Genomic DNA, 22,271 nt, shown 5'->3' with positions numbered 1-22,271 from the left:
TCTTTTTAAGGATCAAACATATGTTTCAAGTTTTTTAAGCCTTTGCCTTAAATTTTATTCTTTAAAAAACTACGCCTACATAGCCGATCCTCTAGAAGCTGCTTCCGGTATTTTAAGGGAAGGTTTACAAAACAAAGGATGAAATTGGGTAAAGAATGGCTCAAAAACGTACTCTTAAAAAAGAATGCTGCGCAAACCGCTATTTTCCTTGTTGATTTGCCAGCCTGCAGCCTTTATTTTTTCATTAGAAACTTTTTTACTCCCATGGAAAGAACTTTGCAATGAAGGATTCCATTGTACATCGGGCCAGCCATAGAATTTACTAATCTTCTTATACAGCTCTTTACGAGGAATATGAAAATCATCACAAAGGTTATAGATCCCTGCTAGCTTATTTTGCTGGGCATAAGCCATGGCAGAAACAATCTCATCAAGATAGATGAGGTTGGTATAATTATCCCCTGTGCCTGCGCAGACAGTGCCTAGCATACGCTTAACGCGCTCTACGATTGAACGTCCTGGTCCATAAATCTCCCCTAAGCGGAATACACATATTTGGCGATAGGAAGTAGCAGCTTGAAATAGTATTTCTTCGGTAGACAACAAAATTTTGCTATTCGTTTGAGTAGGGTGGGGTTTAGTCTCTTCATCTACCCATAACCCTCCCTGCTCACCGTAAACCGAAGAGCTACCTGTATAGATCACCTGGGAGACATGCGTATTCTTAAGAGCCTTGACTAGCTTCTCAGCTGTACCTAAATAAGTTGGCCTATAATCTGCCGGGCTGTCAGGAGCTACAGCCAAAATAACAACATCTTGTTTTTCTAACAACTTTTGCCAATCCCCGCCCAAAATATACACTTGATCTGTCCACTGTCTTAATTCTGACGCCTTTTTTAAGCAACGCGTTGTGACAGTAACCTCATGCCCCTCATTCTTCCATTTTATAGCTGCCGATCTTCCTACATAGCCACATCCTATGATACAAATCTTCATGCATAAACGAATGGTTAAAGGTAGCCAAGCTTTTCAAAGCAATTTTTTAGTTCTGTATTTTCGGCTTTATCAAAAGCTCCTGAGCTAGCCAGCCATTTGATATAATCACGCGGCACATCTTTTAAGGGGACCCCTTGATGCTTACCAAAAGGCATATGGTGAAGTTCGCGAGGTTTATTAATCAATTTAAAGATTGTTTCCATATCTAAATCATCGGTCATTAAAGAGAAGACTTGATGCAAGACAATAACATCATCAAGGGCTCGGTGGGCCTTGTTTGCTTCTATTTGATAGATCTCTCTTAAAAATTGTAAAGTATGTTTAGGAAGATCGGGACGATAACGTCTTGCCCATTTTAAAGAATCTAGAAATGACCATGAGGGCATTTGAATTTGATGACGCCCAAACTCTTGACGAAGAAAATGAAGATCAAAAGCATCATTATTATGGGCAATCAGAATCACATCGCCTTCACAAAAGTCTATAAACTCTTGTCCCACCTGCGCAAAGCTGGCGCATTTGGCAACCATCTCATCGGTAATATTGTGAACAGCAGTAGCTTCAGCAGGAATAGGACATCCTGGATTGATCAACTTCTCAAAAGAAGTATTATTTACTGGATCAAAAGCTGCAATCTCGATAATACGATCCCTATCAGCTTTAATACCCGTCGTTTCAGTGTCATAAAAAATAGCACGTCTTGGCATAGTGAGGCAGCATCCTTTTAACGTTATTATTTTACATTAAAGTCTTTCAACATTGTTCTTAGCTACTTTATATCATGAAAAATTTAAAGATACTATATCAGCTGATCATGGTAATTAGCTTAACATGCCTTAAGAGAAAGAGAATAGAACATTTGACTCCCTTTTAAAGGGCCGGACTTAGCATAACTTAAATAAAAGAAGATTTGAGCAAATAAAGCTAAGTGCTTGTTTGGACCGAGCACAAGTACTTATGTCCATCTTTAACTACTTTTATACATTTTTTTATTTTCTTATTTTAGCCGCTTCCCCTTGTTTTACTACATCTATAAAGCGAGCTTTACCTGCTACCACAGCGGCGATAATAGGGAAGAATGTTTCTATCAAAAGAGGAATAGTATGGATATAATTACAAAGAATTTCCCCTGCAACCTTCTTATCGCTAGCTGGCAAGATGGTACGGTAAAAAACAATTTTAGCCCGTTCATCTAAACCGAAACCAGGAATATCGATTTCTTTATTGAATAAATGTAAAACGCGTGCTACTTCACTGATCGTTTGGCTCTCAAGAGCAATAGGAATAGGAGCAAATAATTGAAGAAGTTCTTCATCATTTAATAAGCCAATAAAAAGAGGAAAAGCTTCATTTTGCACTTTAAAAAGAGTATATATCTGCTTAGTCTCTGGTTGATGTTTTACATCTACAGATTTATTGATTAGGTATTCGTAAAGACTATCAATAGTGAGGGGAATCATATTTTTTTCTCTAAAACTTTTAAAAACCTACATTTGGCGCAAAATTATTTGGTTGCTTTTCTCGAATGACCTCAGGATTGTTAGTAGAAGGAACAACAGAGTATTCATCCTCTCTTGGCAAGCGATAACAAGCAAAAAGGAAGCAAATACAAATTAAATAAAACATCGAATAAATAAAAATTTGTTTGTTTTGCATATCCCCTCTTCTTCAGGCAGTGATAAAATCAATGATACTATCCTATTCGCTAATATTTTGGAAATCTAAAGCCTTATTTTTTTTGCATTTTACCTCTGCCTTTTGTTCAAACCTCTCTCCATAAGGTAAAAGGCAAGCTTAATGTTTAGTGTAAAAGAAAATAAGTTTTCAATAATACAAAGGCAAAGTAGAATTGTTTAAATTAAAAAATGTAAGCGTTTATTTCTTGTTCTTTGATCATTTTCAAAGAAAAAAGTTTAAGTTAAAGCTTGTATTACTCATAATGAAATATCTTTGTTCTCTATCCTCTCTTTAAACGATAAAGGTAGACTTTCCTCCGATTCATTATTTTCGAATGCACCTAGGTGTGTAACTCCATTAACAGATTCAGCTATAATAATTCCTTTTCCTTTTATTTCTAAAAGATAAACTGCCGTTTTTGGGGTTAACGAGCGATATTCGATGACTTTAATTAAACTGGTAGCGTTCAATTGATGAATTTTTCCTCTAAGCAGTCTTTTAATCATCCAGGAAGCTATCAAAACTACTGCCACAATTAATCCTAAAGTGGTTAGCATATTGATAAGTTCATGAAAAAATCGAGCTCCTTCATTGTCGTCAATTTTTGGGGAGAATTCGACTTTTGAAGTAGGGTGGGCAGAGTGAATAGGAGTTTCAAAATTTTCAGATTGATTTTTCTCCAGGGTATCAGAGTGGTCTTCCTCCAAGGCAGGAGAAAAGTGGGCCAAAGTCTGTGGATGATCGAAAGCTTGTTCACTATACCCTTGCTTACAAAGCATGCAAGCTGTGCAAACAATAACGAAACAAAGAAAATTATTTTTCATAAGATCTGATGGGTTAGAAATTAATAAGTGCAATTCTAGCATTTCAATATATTTTTGCACATTTTCTTATTGCCTTTTGTGAGTTTTTTGATAAGCTCAGATCTTTAAAGAGCAAGTCAGGTATGCGATCTCCTTATCACCTTCAAAATAACAATAGCCTTGTATTTCAATTCATGGTCAGTGAATACTTAGCCATTTGCCAAGCATTTAAAAGCTTTGAGATAGCGGTCCAAAATAACAATTATGAAGCCGCTAACATGGCACTCATTAGATTACTAGGCTATCAAGATAAAAATCTTTTTCCCGCCTTTTTTGGATATGCGGATAAAGGCCTACTCCAGCAATTGCAAAGTAGCTGCCAATCTTTTAACCTTAATGATGAGGACAAAAAGCAGCCTGCGCAAAAATTAAACTTACATGCTCAAAAAGCTTATTCTCTCTGCTATCAAGTTTGGAAGACAGTTGAAAACAGACCTTTATCGCCCTCTTCTCCCTTATTTGAGCTAGCGTCTCCCTACATTCCAAAAATTCAAAATTTTCTCAACAAGATAGGGCGTTTAATTGCTAAATTATTCTTGCAATTTGAAGATGATGAAACCATACTGTTTTTTCTATTAGAGAATCATCAAACTGTGGATGAAGTCTATAAAGCACCATTTGTGAAAAAAGTTTTTGCTAAAATGTTCCCCCAAGGATTGAAAACAGCAGAAAAATATATAATTAAACAGTACAGTAAGCGAGGCTATTATCATCTTTTGCCTCAAGTTTTAGAAGCTGCGAAAGAACTTCAACAAAAAAAATAAAATGTCGTCTTTAAAAAGTGAATATTTATCCCTAATCGCTCAGGTGCAAAGCTACCTTATCCAAGAATTTTCTTCAAAAACATTCTTAGAAGTTAGCCGATCTAGCTACGCGGATTATCGCCTATTTGCAGCTTCTTGCTTACCCCAAGCCATTAAAAAGGCATTGCCACCTCAATTTCCGGAAGCGTCTAAGGTTGAACCTTCACCTGTAGTTGCAGCTCCTCTCTCTTCTACGGTAATTACCCATGAAAAGCATCCAAAAGATACGAAAGATACGCTTGAAGTGTTACCTGCTGATAGTAAAAGCAACTTGATAAGCGAACAACCTCTTTCTTCTTCCTCCTCGCCAAACAGCACAGAATTTGTACCTAAAGCTATTAATTTGGAATTTTCAGCACCTGCTCTCACCTCTCCAGATTTTTCAGATTTTCATAAAATTTTTGCCGAGCGCTTCCCTGATCAAATGATTCTAGCTGAGATTCCAAACGATGAAGCTGCGAAAAATGTTAAACAAATGTGGAAAAATGATAACCAGCGAGATTGTCTATTATTAGTTTTAATAAGTGCATCTTCTGATCCGCGCCACGCTTTATTTTTAGCTAACCTACGTAAAGCTATTCAGATAGTCTATCATGTACATACAGAAATTATAGAGAAGAATTGCTTAGACTCCAGCCAAAAAAATTTTATAATTGAGCTTGCCCCTTTGGATATATATTTCCAAGAGCCACACCGCAAAGTAGAGCTTTGGAATTTTATTTCTTCTCAACTTTCCAGGTAGGTTAAAATGTCGCTGTATGCCTCTGTTATCCTTGATAGTGCCCTGGATAAGCCTTTGGAATACAGCATTCCCCCTGAGTTTACTTTGCACGCTAAACCCGGTGTGCGTGTTGAAGTACCCTTACGCCGTCAATTTCAACGAGGATATATCCTGAAGGTACAAAACCAGGCTACTTTTCCTTCCGTAAAGCCCATCGCTAAAATTTTATCAGACGGAGAGCTTATCACTCCTCCCTTATTTGAACTAGCTTTATGGCTAGCCAAATATTATTGCACACCTCTCCACCAAGTTTTCAAAATCTTGCTACCCGCCAGTGTACGCAAAGATATACAGCACAAACAGCAATTTTATGTCCTGCGTAAAAAAACGCGTGAGGAATTAAAAATTTATTGCGAAAAAATACGTAACAGATTTCCAGCGCAAGCTGAAGTCATCGATATCATGCTTCAAGTAAAAAAAGGGATTTTACTCAGTGAATTGCTAGAAATATCCAAATGTTCTCGCAGCTCTGTAGATACGCTTATTAATAAAGATTATTTACAGATGGATATTGTGCGTATTGATCGTTCGCCCCTTATCGATGAAGAATATTTTAAGACCAAAGCTAAACAGCTTAATGCAGAACAACTTCAAGCTTTTGAAAAAGTAAAGCACAGCCTTAGCGAAAATCAATTTGAAACCCACCTGATTTTCGGGGTCACAGGAAGTGGTAAAACTGAAATTTATTTACAGGCTATAGAGCAAGCTTTAATGCAGAATAAAGGAACAATTATGTTAGTTCCGGAAATCTCTTTAACAGCTCAAACTATCGAACGTTTTCGCAGCCGTTTTGATCATAAAATTGCCATTCTTCATCATCAATTAAGCCAGGGAGAACGCTTTGATGAATGGCACAAAATTCGCCGTGGAGAGTCCCCTATTGTGATTGGAGCTCGCTCAGCAATCTTTAGTCCTGTTCCTAATTTAGGGCTCATTATCGTAGATGAAGAACATGAGCAATCCTATAAGCAATCTGAGGAACAGCCTTGCTACAATGCCCGCGATGTAGCGGTCATGCGAGGAAAAATGAGTAATAGCACAGTCATTCTTGGGAGTGCAACGCCAAGCTTAGAAAGCTATTATAATGCTTCGATTAGCAAATATACTTTAAGCAAACTTACCATGCGGGCCGCTACAGCTAACATGCCTCGCATGCATATTGTTGACATGGCAAAAGAATTTGAAAAAGCTAAAGGATATACGAATTTTTCAGAAAAGCTTATCGCAGGAATAAAGCAGCGTTTTGAACAAGGGGAGCAAACCATCTTATTTCTTAACCGCCGTGGCTACCATACTACTCTACTCTGCCAGCAATGTCGGCAAGCAGTCAAATGTGAACATTGTGATGTCACCATGACTTTTCATTTAGGCGACAACGCTTTAGCTTGCCATCTATGTGGCTACACACTCACTCCTCCCCCAAAGCAGTGCCCTAATTGTCATCATGACCATCCCATGAAATATAAAGGGGTAGGAACTGAATTGATTGAAAAAAATATACATGCTTTATTCCCTGGCATTCGTACAGTACGCATGGATGCAGATACTACGAAGCATAAAGGCAGCCATCAGAAGCTTTTAAAAACTTTCAGCAGTGGCAAAGCGGATGTATTGATTGGCACCCAAATGATCGCTAAAGGTCTTCACTTTCCTTCGGTTACCCTTGTTGGAATATTAAATTGTGATTCTACTCTTAATCTCCCCGATTTTCGTGCTTCAGAGACAGTTTTCCAATTAATTACACAAGTTTCTGGGCGAGCAGGACGTGGCCAAATAGCAGGTGAAGTGATTCTACAAACAAGTTTACCTGATAATTCAACGATTTGCTTAGCGGCAGCTAACAATTATGAAATTTTTTTTGAAGAAGAACTAAATGTAAGGCAAGCTTTTAATTATCCTCCTTTTTCTAATCTAATCAAAATTACCTTTTCGGGCCCAGACCAAAAAAAGACCTCGGATTATGCTCATTATACGCGCTCGTGGCTTATGGATCATTCAAATGAAATTTGTAAATGGCATGAAATTATTCCTGCAGGATACGCAAAAGTTAAAGGTCAGTATCGGTATCAATTTCTTATCTGTTGTGCTAATGTGTATGCTTTGAATCGCGTTTTAGAAAGTTTCCGTCATACCCATCACTCTTTGCAAACGGTAAAAATGCGAGTAGATGTAAATCCTGTCTCTACATTTTTTTAAAACCTTGGTAGTACTCTTCAAAAAAAATTTTTTAGTGGTAGCGTCCTTTAGAATAAAAGAGCTAGACCTCAGAATGATAAAAAATACTCCCCTTAGGCTTAAGTTTTGCTACAACCTTCCACTTCTTCTAAAGCTTTTAGAGTAACCTCATTTAAATCTTTTCGATACTGGAGATGATCTGCAAGCACTGTAATGTAGCGAAAAACTTTTTGTACCTGTTGCCTGGTGGTACTATCGATTTCATATTTAATGCCCGTGTACTTATCAATAAATGAACCTTTCTCGATCTCAAATTCCTTATCTTGCAAAATCATGCGTATTAATAAATTTTTGGCCTTATTATTATCTTTAATAGACTCATAGGCAATCAATGCCAGCTCAATTATTTGCTGGCGTCCTGGGCTAGGACATTTATATCTACACTTTTGTAAAGTTATCAACTCTAGCAATATAGCTAGTAAATTAATTTGAATAACCGCCTCTAAATCTTGAATGCAAGCTTTGACTGCTTCTTTTTTAGAATAGCTATCTTCCTGCTCAACACCGAAGATGTTTATATATCTTTCAGAAGACATCACGTACTTAATAGAGTATTTTATATATATTTCTAGGTTTTTTTCGTAAGCTGCCTCGCTTTTCTCTGTAGAGGGTAAAGGGACCTCATTAAAATTAAAAATTTGATAAATTTCATCGTTAGCATCTTCCAAGGGCTGCATTTGATAAGCAGGGCTATAGCTTGCTTTTTCAAAACTTTTAAGTTTAAAAAAAATCTCTCTTTCTTTTAGTCGAGTAGGAAGGTGCGACGTTAGCCCTTGCATGTGTTCTAGTTTAGCGATAGGATTAGCTAATAAAAGGGAAGCATATTGCTGATGCTTGCACAACTGTAAAGTAATTAATTCTAAGAGCTCTTTTTGCTCATTCTTGTCTTCCGGTATGTTAGCCAGCAGTTTTAAATGCTGCAGAGAGTTTATAAGACCCTTCTTGTCTTCCAAAAATTCTATAAATTCGAAACGATCTATATCAGCAAGCTTTTGAGGATCAAATTCGTTTTGATCAGCATCTCGGAGAATAGGCATATATTTTTTAGCCTCATTGATTAAGTCTGGCATAGCTTCTACAGCTACTGCAAAACCATAAGCTTCGGAAGGTGAAAAATCTTCACTCATTTTGAAATCTTCGCCTATAAAATCAAAAGCCACTCTTAGTGACTGCGCTATCTGTGCGCTCTTAATTTTATGAAAATGCTCATGCCTTATCCTATCATATTTGCTTAAATGATTAAGTTGAGAGATGAGTAACCAAGGACTTTGGACCATTAGAAAACTCTGGATACAAAATCCCCAAGCCTGCACGGTATGATTTTGCAACAGTTCTGAGCGGCAAAATGATAGGAAATTTAAAGAGGTGAGAAAAACAGTATAAGCCAACGCAGCTACAGTTTCAGCTACAGCTAAAAGGCTAGTTGCCACACTACAAGTAATTGATCCTAAAGCAATAAGATTTAAGCTGCGAGACTTTAGATAAAAACTCATTAACTTTTGACTGAACCGATGTGTTTTACTGCTTAAAGGAGGGAAATGAAGGTGGCTAATCGAGTAATGATCTTCTACCGTTGCTATAGTAAATATATTCATAAAAATTTTACTCCCGGATAAAAAAAGCGAAATAGCCTATTTTAAGTGGCTTATCTATTTGTATTGCCATCAAACGCCCCATTCTTTTTATGTCAGGTAGATAGAAGTTTGCAACTTAAACGTTTATAATTAAGGCAGATAGACCAATCCGATCCTAGTAGGTGCTTAGTCGCAATATAATAGAGAATAAATTAAAAAGGCAATCTTTAGTTTCAATTGAGGAGATGAATAATAAGGGTTCGGCTTATTATTAGCTCACATAATCCTCTACTTTTTTAAAGATAAATTTTACATTTATCAAATTTTGATTTAAAAATATTCAATTAACCTTTATAGTTTTTATAACCTTATTTATTCCTGGAGAATTTTATTCATGCTACCGATGATCCCCAAAGACAAAAAACCATTAGCCCTCAAATCCTGTTGCTCAGATACAGCGGCATGCTGTACCACCTCTTCTTCCTCCGACACCCTCTTAGCTAATGATAAAATTGATAATTTAGCTCTTCAAGAAGGAACTTTTCATTTTGATTACGATGGAAATAAAATTCATTTTATCAGCCTTGGATGCCCTCGAAATTTGGTGGATAGTGAAGTGATGTTAGGTATTTTGTTGAAAGCAGGCTATGAAGTTACCCAGGAATTATCTCAAGCAGATTATTTGGTCATCAATACTTGCGGTTTTTTGGAAGCTTCTCGTAAAGAATCTATGGATACAGTTAAGCATACTCTACAACAGCGCAAAAAAACTGCCAAGCTGGTGGTCACAGGTTGCATGGTACAAACTCATCACGAGGAAATGGAAAAGCAATTCCCTGGTATTGATTATCTTCTAGGATCAGGAGACGTACAAGGTATATTGCAAGCTGTTCAGTCTACACAAAAAGGTAAGCTGGTTTCCAATGGACGCAGTTTTTTGGAAAATGGGGAGATTCCTCGCCAATTATCCACTCCTAAGCACTACGCTTATCTTAAAATTGCGGAAGGCTGCCGAAAGCGTTGCGCCTATTGTGTCATCCCTACTATCAAAGGACCTCTTAAAAGTAAAAGCAAAGAGCAGATTTTAAAAGAATTTAATTATTTGCTTAACGAGGGTGTACATGAAATTATTCTTATTGCTCAAGATCTTGGAGATTATGGTAAGGATATGGGGTCGAGAAATCAAGCAGCCTTGATCGATTTATTACAATCCATGCTAGCCATAGATAAAAAGTTCTGGCTGCGTTTACTTTACCTTTACCCCGATGAAATCACTGATGAACTGATTGCCCTTATCAAGAGTGATGCTCGCATCTGCCCTTATTTAGACATGCCTATCCAGCACATTAATAACGAGGTGTTAAAATCTATGCACCGCGCCACTTCAAGAGAAGATGTTATTAAGACTATTACCAAGCTGCGCCATGAAATTCCTCATATCGTCATCCGTACAAGCTTAATTGTAGGCTTTCCGGGGGAAACGGCAGACCAATTTGAAGAGCTGGCTCAGTTTATCCAAGATTATCCTCTAGATAATATTGGGATTTTCAAATATTCCCGTGAGCCAGGATCTTACTCTTTTAATCTACCTAATCAGATAGAGGAAGAGGTAAAAGAGAAACGTTATCGTAAATTAATGAAAATCCAACAAAAAGTACTAAAAAAAGCTAATAGCAAGTATGTAGGAAAAAAATTGATGGTCATCGTAGAAGGCTATCATCCAGAAACCAATCTATTAATGGTCGGTCGCTTCTATGGTCAGTGTCCTGAAATTGATGGCCAAATAATTATCAATGACAGCCGTAAAGTTAAAGCATTCGGAGAATTATATTTAGTGGAGATCACGGAAGCTGCCGGTTATGATCTAATAGGAAGAGTACTATAGGTATTTAAAAGCTATTAAGCTTAATTCGCAAGGCTTGCCATTATAAATTTTAGCCGGTATCAAGCACGATAAGACACTACATTACAAGAACTCAGAGGATAAAGATTAAGTAAGCAAAGATTAGGAAAAGCTTTAAGCAATAATAGTAAGATTGATCCAGGCTTTTCTTTATTCAGCTAAGGCGGGTTTGACCTATTATTATAGGTAATCAAGCTATTAGCAAAAAAACAGCCTTGTTATCGTTAAGCTAAAGGGAAATCTTTAAGTGCAAGAGAAGAAGAATGCCTTTAATAATTAACCTTTGCAGCCTGCAAAAACCACTTAAATTAGCTTATCTTACTCGCCTCTTTATCTTTAATTAGGTAAGAGATATATTGCTTACTTGTCAGTCCCAAATGTACGAGTTTCTCTTTAAAGACAAAGCAATGAAATAAAAAGCCCAGCTTTCTTTTTTTATAACTAAGCAATAAAAATATAAACTAACGTTGAAAAAATATGAATCCTACTCAAGATAACATGACCACCCCTTCTCTTCCAGCTTATCAACATCACGAAGAATTTAAAAATCGTTCGCGCAAGCTTGCCGAGCTTAGAAGCCTTGGAATCGATCCCTACCCCCATCATTATGCTCCCACTCACTCCACTCAAGCTGTTATTGAACAATATCAGCATGCAAATATTGGACATAGTGACGATGCGATGGCAGCTAAGACACCTTCTGTGCGTATAGCAGGAAGATTGGTACTTTTTCGTGCAATGGGGAAAAATGCCTTTGCTCATATTCAAGACGAAACTGGGCGTCTACAAGTCATGTTTAATCGTGACCTTACTGAATTGTCCGGCTATCATCCCGAACAAAGTGAGGATGGCGCTGAACATCTTTCTGCCTATAAACTTATTGAAAAAAAAATAGATTTAGGTGATATCCTCGGCATCGAAGGATTTCTTTTCCATACAAATAAAGGTGAATTGACTATCTTTGTCCATAAAGCCACTTTACTATGTAAAACCCTTTTACCCTTAGCTGATAAGTATGCAGGGCTTGCCGACAAAGAGCTTCGCTATCGCAAACGTTGGCTGGATTTGATCAGCAACATGGAAGTGCAAGAAACCTTTCGCATACGCAGCAAAATCTTACGTTTTATTCGTAACTATTTTGAAAATCATAAATTTATGGAAGTCGAAACTCCTATATTGCAGAGTATATATGGTGGGGCAGAAGCTCGTCCCTTTACTACCACTTTAAATGCCTTAGAGCAGGAGATGTTTTTACGCATCTCTTTAGAAATCCCTCTTAAGAAATTAATCATCGGGGGAATGGATCGTGTATTTGAAATAGGAAAAGTTTTTCGCAATGAAGGGATTGATCGCAATCACAACCCTGAATTTACTTTACTAGAAGCTTATGCGACTTATTGGGACTATAAAGATATGATGAGTCTTGTTGAAAACCTATTTGAAAAACTAGCTATAGAATTACATGGAACTACAAAAGTCCTAGCTACTCTGCCAGATTCAAAAGAACAGATAACGATTGATTTTAAAGCCCCATGGCCGAGAATGAAAATGAAAGAAAGCCTTTCTCATTATGCGCAGATAGATGTTGAAAAGCTTTCAGAGAATGAAATGAGGAGCATGCTACTTGAGAGTGGACATGTAGATCCAAAAAAACTTGCTAATATGTCTAAAGGTTTGCTTATCGCCGCACTATTTGCTGTACATGTTGAACCTCATCTGATCCAGCCCCATCACATCATCGACCACCCTATTGAAACCACCCCCTTATGTAAATTACATCGTGAGGCTACAGAGCGGGCAAATGGTATGGTCGAGCGTTTTGAAAGTTTTGTGCTGGGGCAAGAAATTTGCAATGCCTACAGCGAACTTAATGATCCAGAATTACAAAGAAGCTTACTTGAACAGCAATCCCAGCGTCGTGAAGCTGGTGATGAAGAAGCTTCTCCTTTAGATGAAGAATTCATTGAAGCTATTTGCCAAGGAATGCCTCCTACAGGGGGTGTAGGCATTGGCATAGATCGTCTCGTCATGCTGATGACCCATTCTCATTCCATAAGGGATGTATTATTTTTCCCCTGGATGAAACCCCAAGAATAATTCCTTTGCTTTCTAGAAGTGAGCTACTTAATAGGTTGTAGACTCACTTCACCTAATTCATTAGAATATTAATATTTCTCCAAACATTTATTTATATTTCTGCCTACTAAACCTATGCATCCCTATTCGTAAAAAACCCTAACTCTAAGCCACCCTCCTACTGCCTAGCACCTTTAAAGCCGGCACAACGATTGATCAAAAAAATTAGAAAATCTCCTTCTTTAAGCATTTGAGGATTTATGTTACCAAAGTAAAAAATAAACTTTGCTATAACCTTTAGAAAAACAAATATTTTCTTGACAAAATAGAGAAAACTCATTTAAAAGCTTAAATTTATTTTTCAATAAAATCGTTTGGGGTTTAAAACTTCTCTTTCAAGAAATAAAAATTATGCGACTTTCTTCTTCCCCTTTTACATTCCGCAATCGGCTTTATTGCTTTTCGTTAAATCACTTAAAATAATCTCATGCGAGTCTGGCAAATGCTTAAGCAAATCTTTCTCCAAATCCTCCGCTTTGCTTTGCTATGCTGGCGCGCTTTTCACTCTCCTTCGCCCTAGGAGGAATCAAAAGCTATGTCTGTCGGATGCTTACGACTTAACTTCTTCAAGTTCCTGTCCAAGCTCTTTAGCGCGCCTGCAAGTGCGGGCATAACAAAAAACAGGCAGCCTTTGAAGGTCAGCAAAACAATCAGCGACAAAAGAAATCCTCGCGCGGCTCTTAGGGGCAAATGATAAACGGCTTTAATCATCAACATGCACAGGATAGCGCCAGCATAATAAATTCTTGGGCGCCCCTTCTTCCCTGTACTTTTATTTTCCCTCCCTTCTTTAATGACCTCACCTAAAAACCGTAAAGTTATGCTTCCTCTTTACACTTAATCTTTATTATACTCGAACCCATTCTGTATGCGATAAGTGGGCTTCTTTTCCATAGCTTGCTTATATTTTTGCTTTTGCAAACTGAGTTTATAGCTCTTAAGCGTTAAAGAGACCTCTTATCACAGACGCTTCTTATCATTTACGCAACAATGCCGCTTTTTTAGAGGTCTTTTGAAAAAGTACTCCTAAATGTTGATTTATTCTAAATGGAAGAATAGTATTCTGCTTACCTTGCATAAAGTTAGAAACGTTCCAAAGAAATCGATAAATAATATTGGTGATAGGTTGAAATTTAAGTAGAACTATAATGTGATAACAAATGGATAAGTAAATGAATCTAGAGAATTCACGCATTCATCTTTATATATTCCCTATATTTGAAGTAATAGAGAAAAAGAGGAACCTTCCTAATACGTCTGTGTACACAGAGATTGGAGCTAAGATATTTGCAAGACTGGAACCGCAAGATTTAAAACGAACCGAATTAGTATGCAAAGAATGGAAGCAGCTTACTGAAAGCCAACGATTGTTTGACAATTTGTCTCCTGAGCTTTATATCAATATTTTTACTTACCTACCTATCCCAGACTTAGCTAGCGTTAATCAGCTAAGTAAAAGATGTAATTTAGCAGCTTCTGATAAATTGCTTTGGAAGCCTCTTTTAGAAAGAAAACTTCCTTTATTATTCTCTATGTCAACAAAGTTGGATATTCACCCTAAAGACTTATTAGCAGCTCAAGCCAATATAAAAGCTAACCAGGCAAAAATTATTGATTTAACTTCTCACGCTTTGAAAAAAGGGCATACGGGAAATATCGACGTGTCATTTTCCCCTAATGAGGAGCAGATAATTATTTCTAGTGATCACATTATAAGCCGCTGGGATGCCCAAACAGGTGAATGCCTAGGTACGGTAGAGGGAGGATGGTACCCACAAGTGTCCTTTTCTCCAGATAGCGAGCGGATAGTTACCATGAGCAGCCAAGGTACTCGCCTTATGAATGCCAAAACAGGTGAATACCTATTTACTTTGAGAGAACGGTGTCAATCATCTTTTTCTCCCAACAGCCAGTTCATAACCGTCATTAGTTGCCAAGACATTCGCTTGAGGGATGCCAAAACAGGAAAATGCTTAAAAATTTTTGGGGAAAACCCCTCTCAAGTCGCAGCTGTATTCTTTTCTCCGAACAGTGAGAGGATAGTTACCCGTAGCGATGAATCTGTTCGCCTTTGGGATGCCAAAACAGGTAAATGCCTACAGACTTTGAAAGAATGCACAGTGTGCACAGCAGTATCCTTTTCTCCAAATAGTAAGTGGATAGCTACCTATGACATGTTTTTCGTTCAACTATGGAATGCCCAAACAGGAGACCTACACATCTTGGAAAAAAGCATTTTTTCAGGCTCACAAGCATCTTTTTCTCCCAATAGTGAGCGAATAGTTATTATTAAGAAGGACGAAAGCGTTCGTCTTTGGGACACCAATAAAGGTGAATGCCTAGCGACTTTGGAAGAAAACACCTCCGATTCAAAAGCCATCTTTTCTCCAAATAGCAAATGGATAGCCATCTGTAGCTACCAAGCTATTCGCTTGTGGGACGCCAATAAAGGTGAATGCCTAGCGATTTTGGAGGGAAACGCCTCCTCCTCAGCAGCCACCTTTTCTCCATGTAGCGAGCGGGTAGTTATTAAGAACCGCCGAGGGCTTTACCTGTGGAATGCCAATAAGGGTGAATGCCTGGCGACTTTGGAGGAAAACGTCTTCTCCTACTCACCATTCACCTTTTCCCCAGATAGCAAGCGGATAGTTATCACTAGCAAACAAGGCGTTCGTCTTTGGGATGCCCAAACAGGAGAATGTCTAAAAAGCTTTGAAGGGCCCCAAGGTATCTTCCAGGCAAGCTTTTCTCCAAGCAGCCAATGGATAGCGATCTCCAGCCCAAATATGGCTCAACTTTGGGATGCTAAAACAGGAGAATGCCTTCATATTTTGGACACCCCTGTAGAATTCCAAAGAATATCCTTTTCCCCCAGTGAAAGACATTTATTGATCGGCATAAAAGTTTTCGATTTTTCCCCTGCTAGAAAAGACGATTCTCGAATCGAGGAAATCTCAGAAAATCGAGGAAGTGAAGAGGAAATAGACAATTTAGCAGAAAAAACGATAACTGAAGAATTAAAAAAAAGAAAATTACGAGATGCTAAAAACGAGGAAGATAACAACGTTTCAGCCGAAATAGGATACTATCAACCTTCTTCAAAGAAAAAGAGAAAAAAAGAGGATTAACTAGCCCTACTTCGTTAAGCTTAAGAGAAATCAAATACACATTTTTAAATGTGCCATCTATAGCTTGGCAAAAAGTGCTAATGGTAATGCAAAATAAGCCGTGGATTAACCTTCTTATTTGAAGCAAAGTCGTTGGAATTTTTTCCTATTCGTTTAATATTTTAATAAGGTTAAAAACCCGTGCGCCATAAAGCATAATGCCGAGGCGATGATAGGGTCCTACCCACGATCGCCCTTCAAAGTAATCTAATCCTAGGCTATCTTTCATCTATTGATAGCCTTGTTCGATTTCCCATATTTCATGAATCCATTCCACCATGCGTGGGAGGGGGAGCATCTTTTGAGGCATTAGAAACATAATATTTGTATTAATCGTTTCCTAACTTTTCCATCACGCGCTTTTGAACAGCTCTTCGTGCAATCATATGCTTTATTAAAAGCTTGTTTTTACGAAGAGAGTCAGCTTGGAAAAAGGTTAATTTCTTTTTGTTTATACAGACATAGACTCTTTAAAAAGTATCACTAGCCATTCTATCAGCACTGGGTCGATAAAATCTCTCTGTGATCGTTTCTTTAACCCTTATAGCCATCCCTTCTCTATACTATTTTTGATTTAAAGCTTAAAATTATTTTTAGCTACTAATTTCCTTGCTGTGTCGGCTTTTTTAACCATTTTTTGCACGCAAAAGCTTAAAGTTTCTATCGGCAACTTCTAGGGTGTTTTCCCGATTGGCCTCTAATGTTTAGGGTGAAATTTAAAGGGGTATCTATAGGCCAGAAGCTATGATTTTCAGGAATTTGAGCCACATAGATTAGATGTCTTTTATCTAATTCTCTCAATAGCTCTCGTATTTCTCCGTAACCTGGCATCAGAAACAAGCGCTTCATAAATTTTTTTAAGGATGCCATCTAAAAGATATAAAGCAAGCTTTCATTTTGCTAAAAACATGTACTTTGCTTGTGAAAATTTGGTTATCTGCATTCTTTTTTTACTTTTTGTTCACGACTTGGGAAGAAATAATTCACCTATAATACGAAAACACTCTTTACGCTTTTCAACGTGATGTCACGCCCCTATTAACTGACAATCGGCAATTTCTCCTAAAGCTCCACAATACTGCCGGCCTATACTTGCTGAGAAATTTCCCTTCTTGAATATAAAAGTATCGTCTAAAACAAGTACTCATTTTTTAATACCCACGCTTTTAGCCATATGCTCTGCCAATTATTGTTGCAGCGCTGCCTAATCTCAGGGACTTGGATTGACAAATTGTTGGAAAGCTTGTTCATTTCCCCAGGAAGCCTTTGTGCCATAGGCTCGATAGATTTTCTTTCTCCCTCTCATAATATAAAGGTTCTTCAAAAAACATTAGGTAGAGGTTGCCTGGTGCAAGCGGCATATAGGCCTCAAAAAATTATTCATCTAACAACCGTAAAGCAAGCTGCTCTCCATTTTGGGTAAGATAAATTTCTTCATCAGAGATTTTTTTTATAAAGTTTGCTTGTATAAGCAATTTGCAAATAGCTTTAACTCCTTTATGCGTAATTCCTGCTTTTTCACCCACTTCATAGAAATTTAAAGGGGCTTCTTTATCATTTAAAGCTTCAAGAGCTTGATAGGCGCATATAATAAATCTTTCATCGGCTGTGTGAGCTTTATGGGGCATGTATTCCTCATATATTTTCAGTTTTTTTTAAACGGGCACCCTCGGGGGTATCTTCAATGAGATAACCTTTGCTTACAATAAAATCCCTTAAAGCATCTGCTTGTGCCCAGTCTTTGTTTTCTCGCGCTTTTGTGCGATTAAGCAGGGCCTGCTGTAACTCATCCGGAATGTCTTCATTAACTTTTTCGAAGTTAAGCACCCCTAAAACAGAGTCAAATTCGCGCATAGCCTGTAAGACCTCCTGAGCTTCGGTAACGCTCATATTTTGGGTATCGCTAATGGCATTTACCTCTCTGACCAATTCAAAAACAGCAGCTAAAGCTACAGAGATATTTAAGTCATCGGCTAAAGCATGGTTAAATGCATGGTAGGCTTTCTGCACAAGAGGTCCAACTAAACCCTTTTCGTTACCTTTATTATAAGTTAGAAGCCTTTGAATAAAATCATTAAGTCTTTGCAAAGCAGCTTTAACACTTTCTAAACCAGAAAAAGTAAAATTAAGTTGAGTCTTATAATGCGTTTGCAGAAGCATGTAACGCACTTGTGGTCCTGTGAAGCCTTTTTCTAAAAGATCTCGTAAGGTATAAAAATTCCCTAGGCTTTTTGACATCTTTTTATTCTCTACCACTAAATGTTCTGCATGCATCCAGTATTTAACAAATATTTTATCGCTATAAGCTTCGGATTGAGCTATTTCATTTTCATGATGAGGAAATATATTGTCTACCCCTCCACAGTGAATATCGATACTTTCTCCTAAAATTTTTATTGCCATAGCAGAACACTCTAGATGCCAACCTGGACGTCCAGGCCCAAAAGGACTTTCCCAAAAAATTTTTCCATCTCGCTCGGCATTATAATGCTTCCAGAGAACAAAATCTGAGGCGCTTTCCTTGTCATATTCATCTGCTGTGAGGCGCTCTGAAGCTCCTGTTTGCAATTCCTCTAATTTGAGATGGGATAAACATCCATAGCGAGGAAACTTGCCGATAGCATAATAAATACTTCCATCGCCTCCTCTATAAGCAACTCCTTTATCTAATAAAGTTTGTATCATTTGGATCATGTCTTCCAAATAATCGGTAGCCGCAGGATAGTGTTCAGCAGGTTCAATATTAAGGCTTTTTAAATCTTCAAAAAATGCTTGAATATAAGGCTTTGTGTACTCTTGTAAGGTTATATTATGAGCAATAGCACCTTTGATAGTTTTATCGTCTACATCTGTGAGATTCATGACTTGCATCACTTTATAGCCGAAAAATTTTAAAGTACGTCTTAACACGTCCTCAAAAATATAGGTTCTAAAATTGCCAATATGAGCAAAATTATAAACTGTCGGGCCGCATGTATACATACGGACCATTCGATCGTCAAAAGGTTTAAATATTTCTTTAGTTCGTTTTTCAGTATTAAAGAATTTGAGTGAATTTTTGCTTTTCTCGGCTTGCTCTATCATTATTTGCTATACTCATTTAAGTATCTATTTTTCAAAATCTTGTTTCTAATCATTTTTGCAAGTTTTATCCTAGCAAACTATTAACATCCTTATGCTTTATTCAAATATTGGTTCTCTAACAGCCGATAATTGACCTTACCTGTACCCATGATAGGAATAGAATCAAGCTTATAGACAGCATTTACTTTGACTAAATTGCTAAATCCTCCTTCTTTTAAAGTCTTGTTCACTTCATCGACTGTAGTCTCAAAACGGGTAAATAGATAAAGCTTGGTTTTTTCTCCATCCACTTCGTTGGCGCACATGGCTAGTAAGGGTCCCTCGTTTTCTACGGCATCCCAGCCCTTTTCCTCTTTCACATGTAAAAGCACGTTTTCAACTGAAGCTAAGCTTATCATTTCGCCTCCTATCTTCACAAAACGCTTCATACGCCCAGAAATCGTTAAAGCATTGTTAGCGTCCAGAAACCCTAAATCCCCAGTCTTATACCACTCTTTACCATCTACCATTACAAAAGGATTAGACGTCCCTGGATTGAGATACCCAGAAAAAACATTTGGCCCCCGTGCTAGAATTAATCCTTGGGTATCGGGAGGAAGAATTTCGAGAGTTTCAGGATGAACAATCATTAGCTCTACATTACTTAGGGGCTGGCCTACGCCTTTATGGGGTTGGTTAGGTCTATTAATAGTTAGTACGGGGGAGCATTCCGTAATTCCATAACCTTCCAGAAGATGATTTTTTTTTCCTATTTTTTCTATTTGCTGAAATAAGTCAAGAGGAGCTTTCTCTGCCCCCGTTACACATAAACGCATTTTCTTCAAGTTTTCAGCTTTAGCCACTTTTAGCATGCCTTTTATAAAAGTAGGCGCCCCACAAATAAGGGTAGCTCCCCATCTTTCAAAAGCAGAGGTAAGCCCCTTTCCATCGGTCGGATTGGGATAAAAGGTGGTTCTAAAGCCCGAAAGAACTCCTAATAAACTACTCACAGTAAATCCAAAGGAATGAAAAGGAGGGAGCATGGCGAGAAATACATCATCACTAAAAATTTCTACATCATTTAGAGAAGCTCTTAAATTAGAAAGAATATTGGCATGCTTTAAAGGAACCCCTTTAGGCATGCTTTCCGTACCACTCGTAAATAGGAGAACGGCTACATTTTCGGGATTATTACTAAAACCTAGCTTTTTAAATATCTTATTATTGCTTTGTTTTGAACGCCATAAGGCCTTGAGCTTTTGCTTAATTCCTAAATGCGGGCGTACGTCTTCAAGCATTAAAAGTTTTTCTTCAATACCATTCAACTCTACATTCTCTAAACGATCTAGAAAAGTCCATGAAGTTAGGACCACCTCAATCTTAGAAAGAGAAACTACGGATTCCAAATGACGAGAACCTACTGTCCAATTAATCATTAAAGGAACTTTCCCGGCTAGCTGTACAGCCAGTATAAGGATAGCCGTACCTGCAGAGGAGGGAAGAAGGATTCCAATATATTCGCCTGGTAGTTTTCGGATGTATTCAGCAAGGAGGATAGCACGTAACTTCATTTGAGAATATGTTAGAATGCCTGTACGGTCGTCGCTGCAAGCGGGTTGCTTACCCCTTTTTGAACATACATTAAAAAAAGCTTCAGGGATAGTGTGACCTGGCGCAATGTAACAACGTGTACGAAATCCATTTACCTCCCATTTAGCAGAGGCTTTTGCATGGGTCTCTGTTATAAGCCGAGTAGTGATTTTTTTTGCGGCATATCCCATGAGTTTATTGACAGTGGTTAAATCCGTAACAGTTACTCCTTTAACGTCAAACTTTTCATCTAGATAAACCACCAACTCAGCCATATCCAAAGAATCCAATCCTAAATCTGAGGACAAGATCATGGAAGATTTTATCTCTTTCCCCTCTATATCAGCCACTTCTGATAACTTATTGATGATTAGCTCCTGCACTTCTTTAGGAATAGTGTCTAAAGAGATAACGTCTTCAGCAGGAGCTTTTAGATCCTCAATTTTAGGAATTTTATTGTTCCATATACTATAAGGAACAAGCACTAGTGTATCACCAGGAGCTTTATTATTTTCTTTAGAAAGGCCATCCGGCTGATTATACCAAGATTCTAAATATTTATTTATTTCGATACGTGTACCTTTATAAGGGAAATCTTCAGGTGCCACCTCAAAAGAAATGATTATCTCTCGTCGAGGTGTAAATAAAATTAAATTTTTGAGGACATGCTTGATTCCCTTTATAATTGTAGGAAACATAAGAGGAGATGAACCGGGTGTAAAAGCTCTTGAAAAGCTACTACCCCATAATCCTTTTGTTCTAACCAACACGACATTTAGAGTAGGAGCTCCTTGTATGATTTTATGAGCCCCTGAAGCCCCTCCAATAATCTCGAGATTAGTGTCCTTGGTCTTACCCGCCGGGTAAACAAGAAAATTTTGCTTGTTATTAAGGCCGTCTATCACAGCCTGGAAAACCTCTTCATTTTTCTTGCGCTTTAAGCTGTTAGTAGTAGTATGAAAATTGGGCACTGGCAAAGCGTCTATAAGACGAGCAAACCTATTAATCGCCGGATGATAATACATATAGTCTGTAATCATGGGGCGAATGGGAAATTTTTTTATTACAGCCATAGAAACAGCTATTGGATCAACAAAAATGGCAGGATGGCTGGGAAGAAATAAAACTCCTCCTGGCCTTTTTAGTGTTTGGGAATCGATGTTTTCGAGCCCTTCTATTTTGATGCGATATCTAAACCATAGCATGCACTTCAATAAATAATAGGTAATAATAAACAAAAATTTTTTCATCATGTGGAAATTCCTTATAAGCTTTTATAGCCGAGCATTTTCATTTAATGGATTAAAATTTACAAGAAGAATTCTAGCTCCTTCCACGCTCTACTAATAGACCAGCCTTCTCCTAGCTTAATTCTTCGTTATTGATTAAACCGCACTAATTTTATAAAGGAAAAGCCCATACATGCTCAGATTAAGAGATAAGCTTCTTTTTTTCCCAATAGGCATGAGGAAAAGTTCATCAA

At 37.6% G+C, this 22,271-nt stretch carries 17 protein-coding genes; 6 read left to right on the top strand and 11 right to left on the bottom strand.

Translation table 11 applies throughout. The features are described 5' to 3' along the window. Positions 1-174 precede the first annotated feature (174 nt). The 5 genes from DB42_RS06385 to DB42_RS06370 form a co-directional block, all read right to left on the bottom strand. Positions 175-996, bottom strand: a complete 822-nt coding sequence (locus DB42_RS06385; RefSeq protein ID WP_044882230.1) for an SDR family oxidoreductase — start codon at positions 994-996, stop codon at positions 175-177. Positions 997-1,010: 14 nt separating this feature from the next. Further along, positions 1,011-1,703 (bottom strand): DUF3820 family protein, encoded by a 693-nt coding sequence (locus DB42_RS06380; protein ID WP_044882229.1) that lies wholly within the window; start codon positions 1,701-1,703, stop codon positions 1,011-1,013. Positions 1,704-1,985: 282 nt separating this feature from the next. Next, a complete protein-coding gene (locus tag DB42_RS06375; RefSeq protein ID WP_052243914.1) occupies positions 1,986-2,456 on the bottom strand; it encodes a YbjN domain-containing protein in 471 nt (156 codons plus the stop codon). A gap of 19 nt (positions 2,457-2,475) precedes the next feature. Then, the gene (locus DB42_RS11255; RefSeq protein ID WP_155117451.1) at positions 2,476-2,652 is read right to left on the bottom strand and encodes a hypothetical protein; all 177 of its coding nucleotides are present in this window, start codon (positions 2,650-2,652) and stop codon (positions 2,476-2,478) included. 278 nt (positions 2,653-2,930) lie between these two features. Then, positions 2,931-3,557: a flagellar biosynthetic protein FliO gene (locus DB42_RS06370; RefSeq protein WP_044882228.1), complete on the bottom strand. Its 627-nt coding sequence runs from the start codon at positions 3,555-3,557 to the stop codon at positions 2,931-2,933. Positions 3,558-3,619: 62 nt separating this feature from the next. Between DB42_RS06370 and DB42_RS06365 the strand changes: the two genes are divergently transcribed. From DB42_RS06365 to priA, 3 genes are read left to right on the top strand one after another with little or no spacing between them, the layout of a single operon-like run. Next, complete coding sequence (locus DB42_RS06365; protein WP_044882227.1) at positions 3,620-4,300, top strand: hypothetical protein; 681 nt, start codon at positions 3,620-3,622, stop codon at positions 4,298-4,300. A gap of 1 nt (position 4,301) precedes the next feature. Further along, positions 4,302-5,081, top strand: coding sequence for a hypothetical protein (locus DB42_RS06360; protein WP_044882226.1), 780 nt, complete (start codon positions 4,302-4,304; stop codon positions 5,079-5,081). Positions 5,082-5,087: 6 nt separating this feature from the next. Further along, positions 5,088-7,316, top strand: a complete 2,229-nt coding sequence (priA, locus tag DB42_RS06355; RefSeq protein WP_044882225.1) for a primosomal protein N' — start codon at positions 5,088-5,090, stop codon at positions 7,314-7,316. 98 nt (positions 7,317-7,414) lie between these two features. Here the strand turns inward: priA and DB42_RS06350 are convergent, their stop codons facing one another. Next, a complete protein-coding gene (locus tag DB42_RS06350; RefSeq protein WP_155117450.1) occupies positions 7,415-8,950 on the bottom strand; it encodes a hypothetical protein in 1,536 nt (511 codons plus the stop codon). A 373-nt stretch (positions 8,951-9,323) separates the two neighbouring features. On the opposite strand from DB42_RS06350, the gene rimO reads away from it, so the two are divergent. Continuing rightward, entirely contained in the window at positions 9,324-10,814 is a 1,491-nt protein-coding gene (gene rimO, locus DB42_RS06345) for a 30S ribosomal protein S12 methylthiotransferase RimO (protein ID WP_238579010.1), read from the top strand. Between the two features lie 516 nt (positions 10,815-11,330). Further along, a complete protein-coding gene (lysS, locus tag DB42_RS06340; RefSeq protein WP_044882267.1) occupies positions 11,331-12,929 on the top strand; it encodes a lysine--tRNA ligase in 1,599 nt (532 codons plus the stop codon). A 555-nt stretch (positions 12,930-13,484) separates the two neighbouring features. Here lysS and DB42_RS11865 read toward each other — a convergent pair. Continuing rightward, positions 13,485-13,790: a transposase gene (locus DB42_RS11865; RefSeq protein WP_080502763.1), complete on the bottom strand. Its 306-nt coding sequence runs from the start codon at positions 13,788-13,790 to the stop codon at positions 13,485-13,487. 350 nt (positions 13,791-14,140) lie between these two features. Between DB42_RS11865 and DB42_RS06335 the strand changes: the two genes are divergently transcribed. Beyond that, on the top strand, positions 14,141-16,096 hold the full coding sequence (locus DB42_RS06335; RefSeq protein WP_044882223.1) for an F-box-like domain-containing protein: 1,956 nt from the start codon (positions 14,141-14,143) through the stop codon (positions 16,094-16,096). 145 nt (positions 16,097-16,241) lie between these two features. Here DB42_RS06335 and DB42_RS11690 read toward each other — a convergent pair whose 3' ends face one another. From DB42_RS11690 to DB42_RS06315, 4 genes are all read right to left on the bottom strand, one after another. Continuing rightward, a complete protein-coding gene (locus tag DB42_RS11690) occupies positions 16,242-16,364 on the bottom strand; it encodes a hypothetical protein (protein WP_255359358.1) in 123 nt (40 codons plus the stop codon). Between the two features lie 1,147 nt (positions 16,365-17,511). After that, positions 17,512-17,763: a MarR family transcriptional regulator gene (locus DB42_RS06325; protein WP_044882221.1), complete on the bottom strand. Its 252-nt coding sequence runs from the start codon at positions 17,761-17,763 to the stop codon at positions 17,512-17,514. Between the two features lie 7 nt (positions 17,764-17,770). Continuing rightward, positions 17,771-19,216: a cysteine--tRNA ligase gene (gene cysS / locus DB42_RS06320; RefSeq protein ID WP_044882266.1), complete on the bottom strand. Its 1,446-nt coding sequence runs from the start codon at positions 19,214-19,216 to the stop codon at positions 17,771-17,773. Between the two features lie 92 nt (positions 19,217-19,308). Next, positions 19,309-22,041, bottom strand: coding sequence for an AMP-binding protein (locus DB42_RS06315; RefSeq protein WP_238579008.1), 2,733 nt, complete (start codon positions 22,039-22,041; stop codon positions 19,309-19,311). Between the last annotated feature and the right edge of the window lie 230 nt (positions 22,042-22,271).

The sequence above is a fragment of the Neochlamydia sp. EPS4 genome, assembly GCF_000813665.1.
In the GTDB taxonomy this organism is placed as follows: Bacteria; Chlamydiota; Chlamydiia; order Chlamydiales; family Parachlamydiaceae; genus Neochlamydia.
This window is presented reverse-complemented; position numbering and strand designations above follow the sequence as displayed.

Bases quoted from the DNA above. Each gene is read 5' to 3' on its own strand.
- DB42_RS06385 (WP_044882230.1), bottom strand. From the start codon at position 996: ATGAAGATTTGTATCATAGGATGTGGCTATGTAGGAAGATCGGCAGCT.
- DB42_RS06380 (WP_044882229.1), bottom strand. From the start codon at position 1,703: ATGCCAAGACGTGCTATTTTTTATGACACTGAAACGACGGGTATTAAA.
- DB42_RS06375 (WP_052243914.1), bottom strand. From the start codon at position 2,456: ATGATTCCCCTCACTATTGATAGTCTTTACGAATACCTAATCAATAAA.
- DB42_RS11255 (WP_155117451.1), bottom strand. From the start codon at position 2,652: ATGCAAAACAAACAAATTTTTATTTATTCGATGTTTTATTTAATTTGT.
- DB42_RS06365 (WP_044882227.1), top strand. From the start codon at position 3,620: ATGCGATCTCCTTATCACCTTCAAAATAACAATAGCCTTGTATTTCAA.
- DB42_RS06360 (WP_044882226.1), top strand. From the start codon at position 4,302: ATGTCGTCTTTAAAAAGTGAATATTTATCCCTAATCGCTCAGGTGCAA.
- priA (WP_044882225.1), top strand. From the start codon at position 5,088: ATGTCGCTGTATGCCTCTGTTATCCTTGATAGTGCCCTGGATAAGCCT.
- DB42_RS06350 (WP_155117450.1), bottom strand. From the start codon at position 8,950: ATGAATATATTTACTATAGCAACGGTAGAAGATCATTACTCGATTAGC.
- rimO (WP_238579010.1), top strand. From the start codon at position 9,324: ATGCTACCGATGATCCCCAAAGACAAAAAACCATTAGCCCTCAAATCC.
- lysS (WP_044882267.1), top strand. From the start codon at position 11,331: ATGACCACCCCTTCTCTTCCAGCTTATCAACATCACGAAGAATTTAAA.
- DB42_RS06335 (WP_044882223.1), top strand. From the start codon at position 14,141: ATGAATCTAGAGAATTCACGCATTCATCTTTATATATTCCCTATATTT.
- DB42_RS11690 (WP_255359358.1), bottom strand. From the start codon at position 16,364: ATGAAAGATAGCCTAGGATTAGATTACTTTGAAGGGCGATCGTGGGTA.
- DB42_RS06325 (WP_044882221.1), bottom strand. From the start codon at position 17,763: ATGCCCCATAAAGCTCACACAGCCGATGAAAGATTTATTATATGCGCC.
- DB42_RS06315 (WP_238579008.1), bottom strand. From the start codon at position 22,041: ATGATGAAAAAATTTTTGTTTATTATTACCTATTATTTATTGAAGTGC.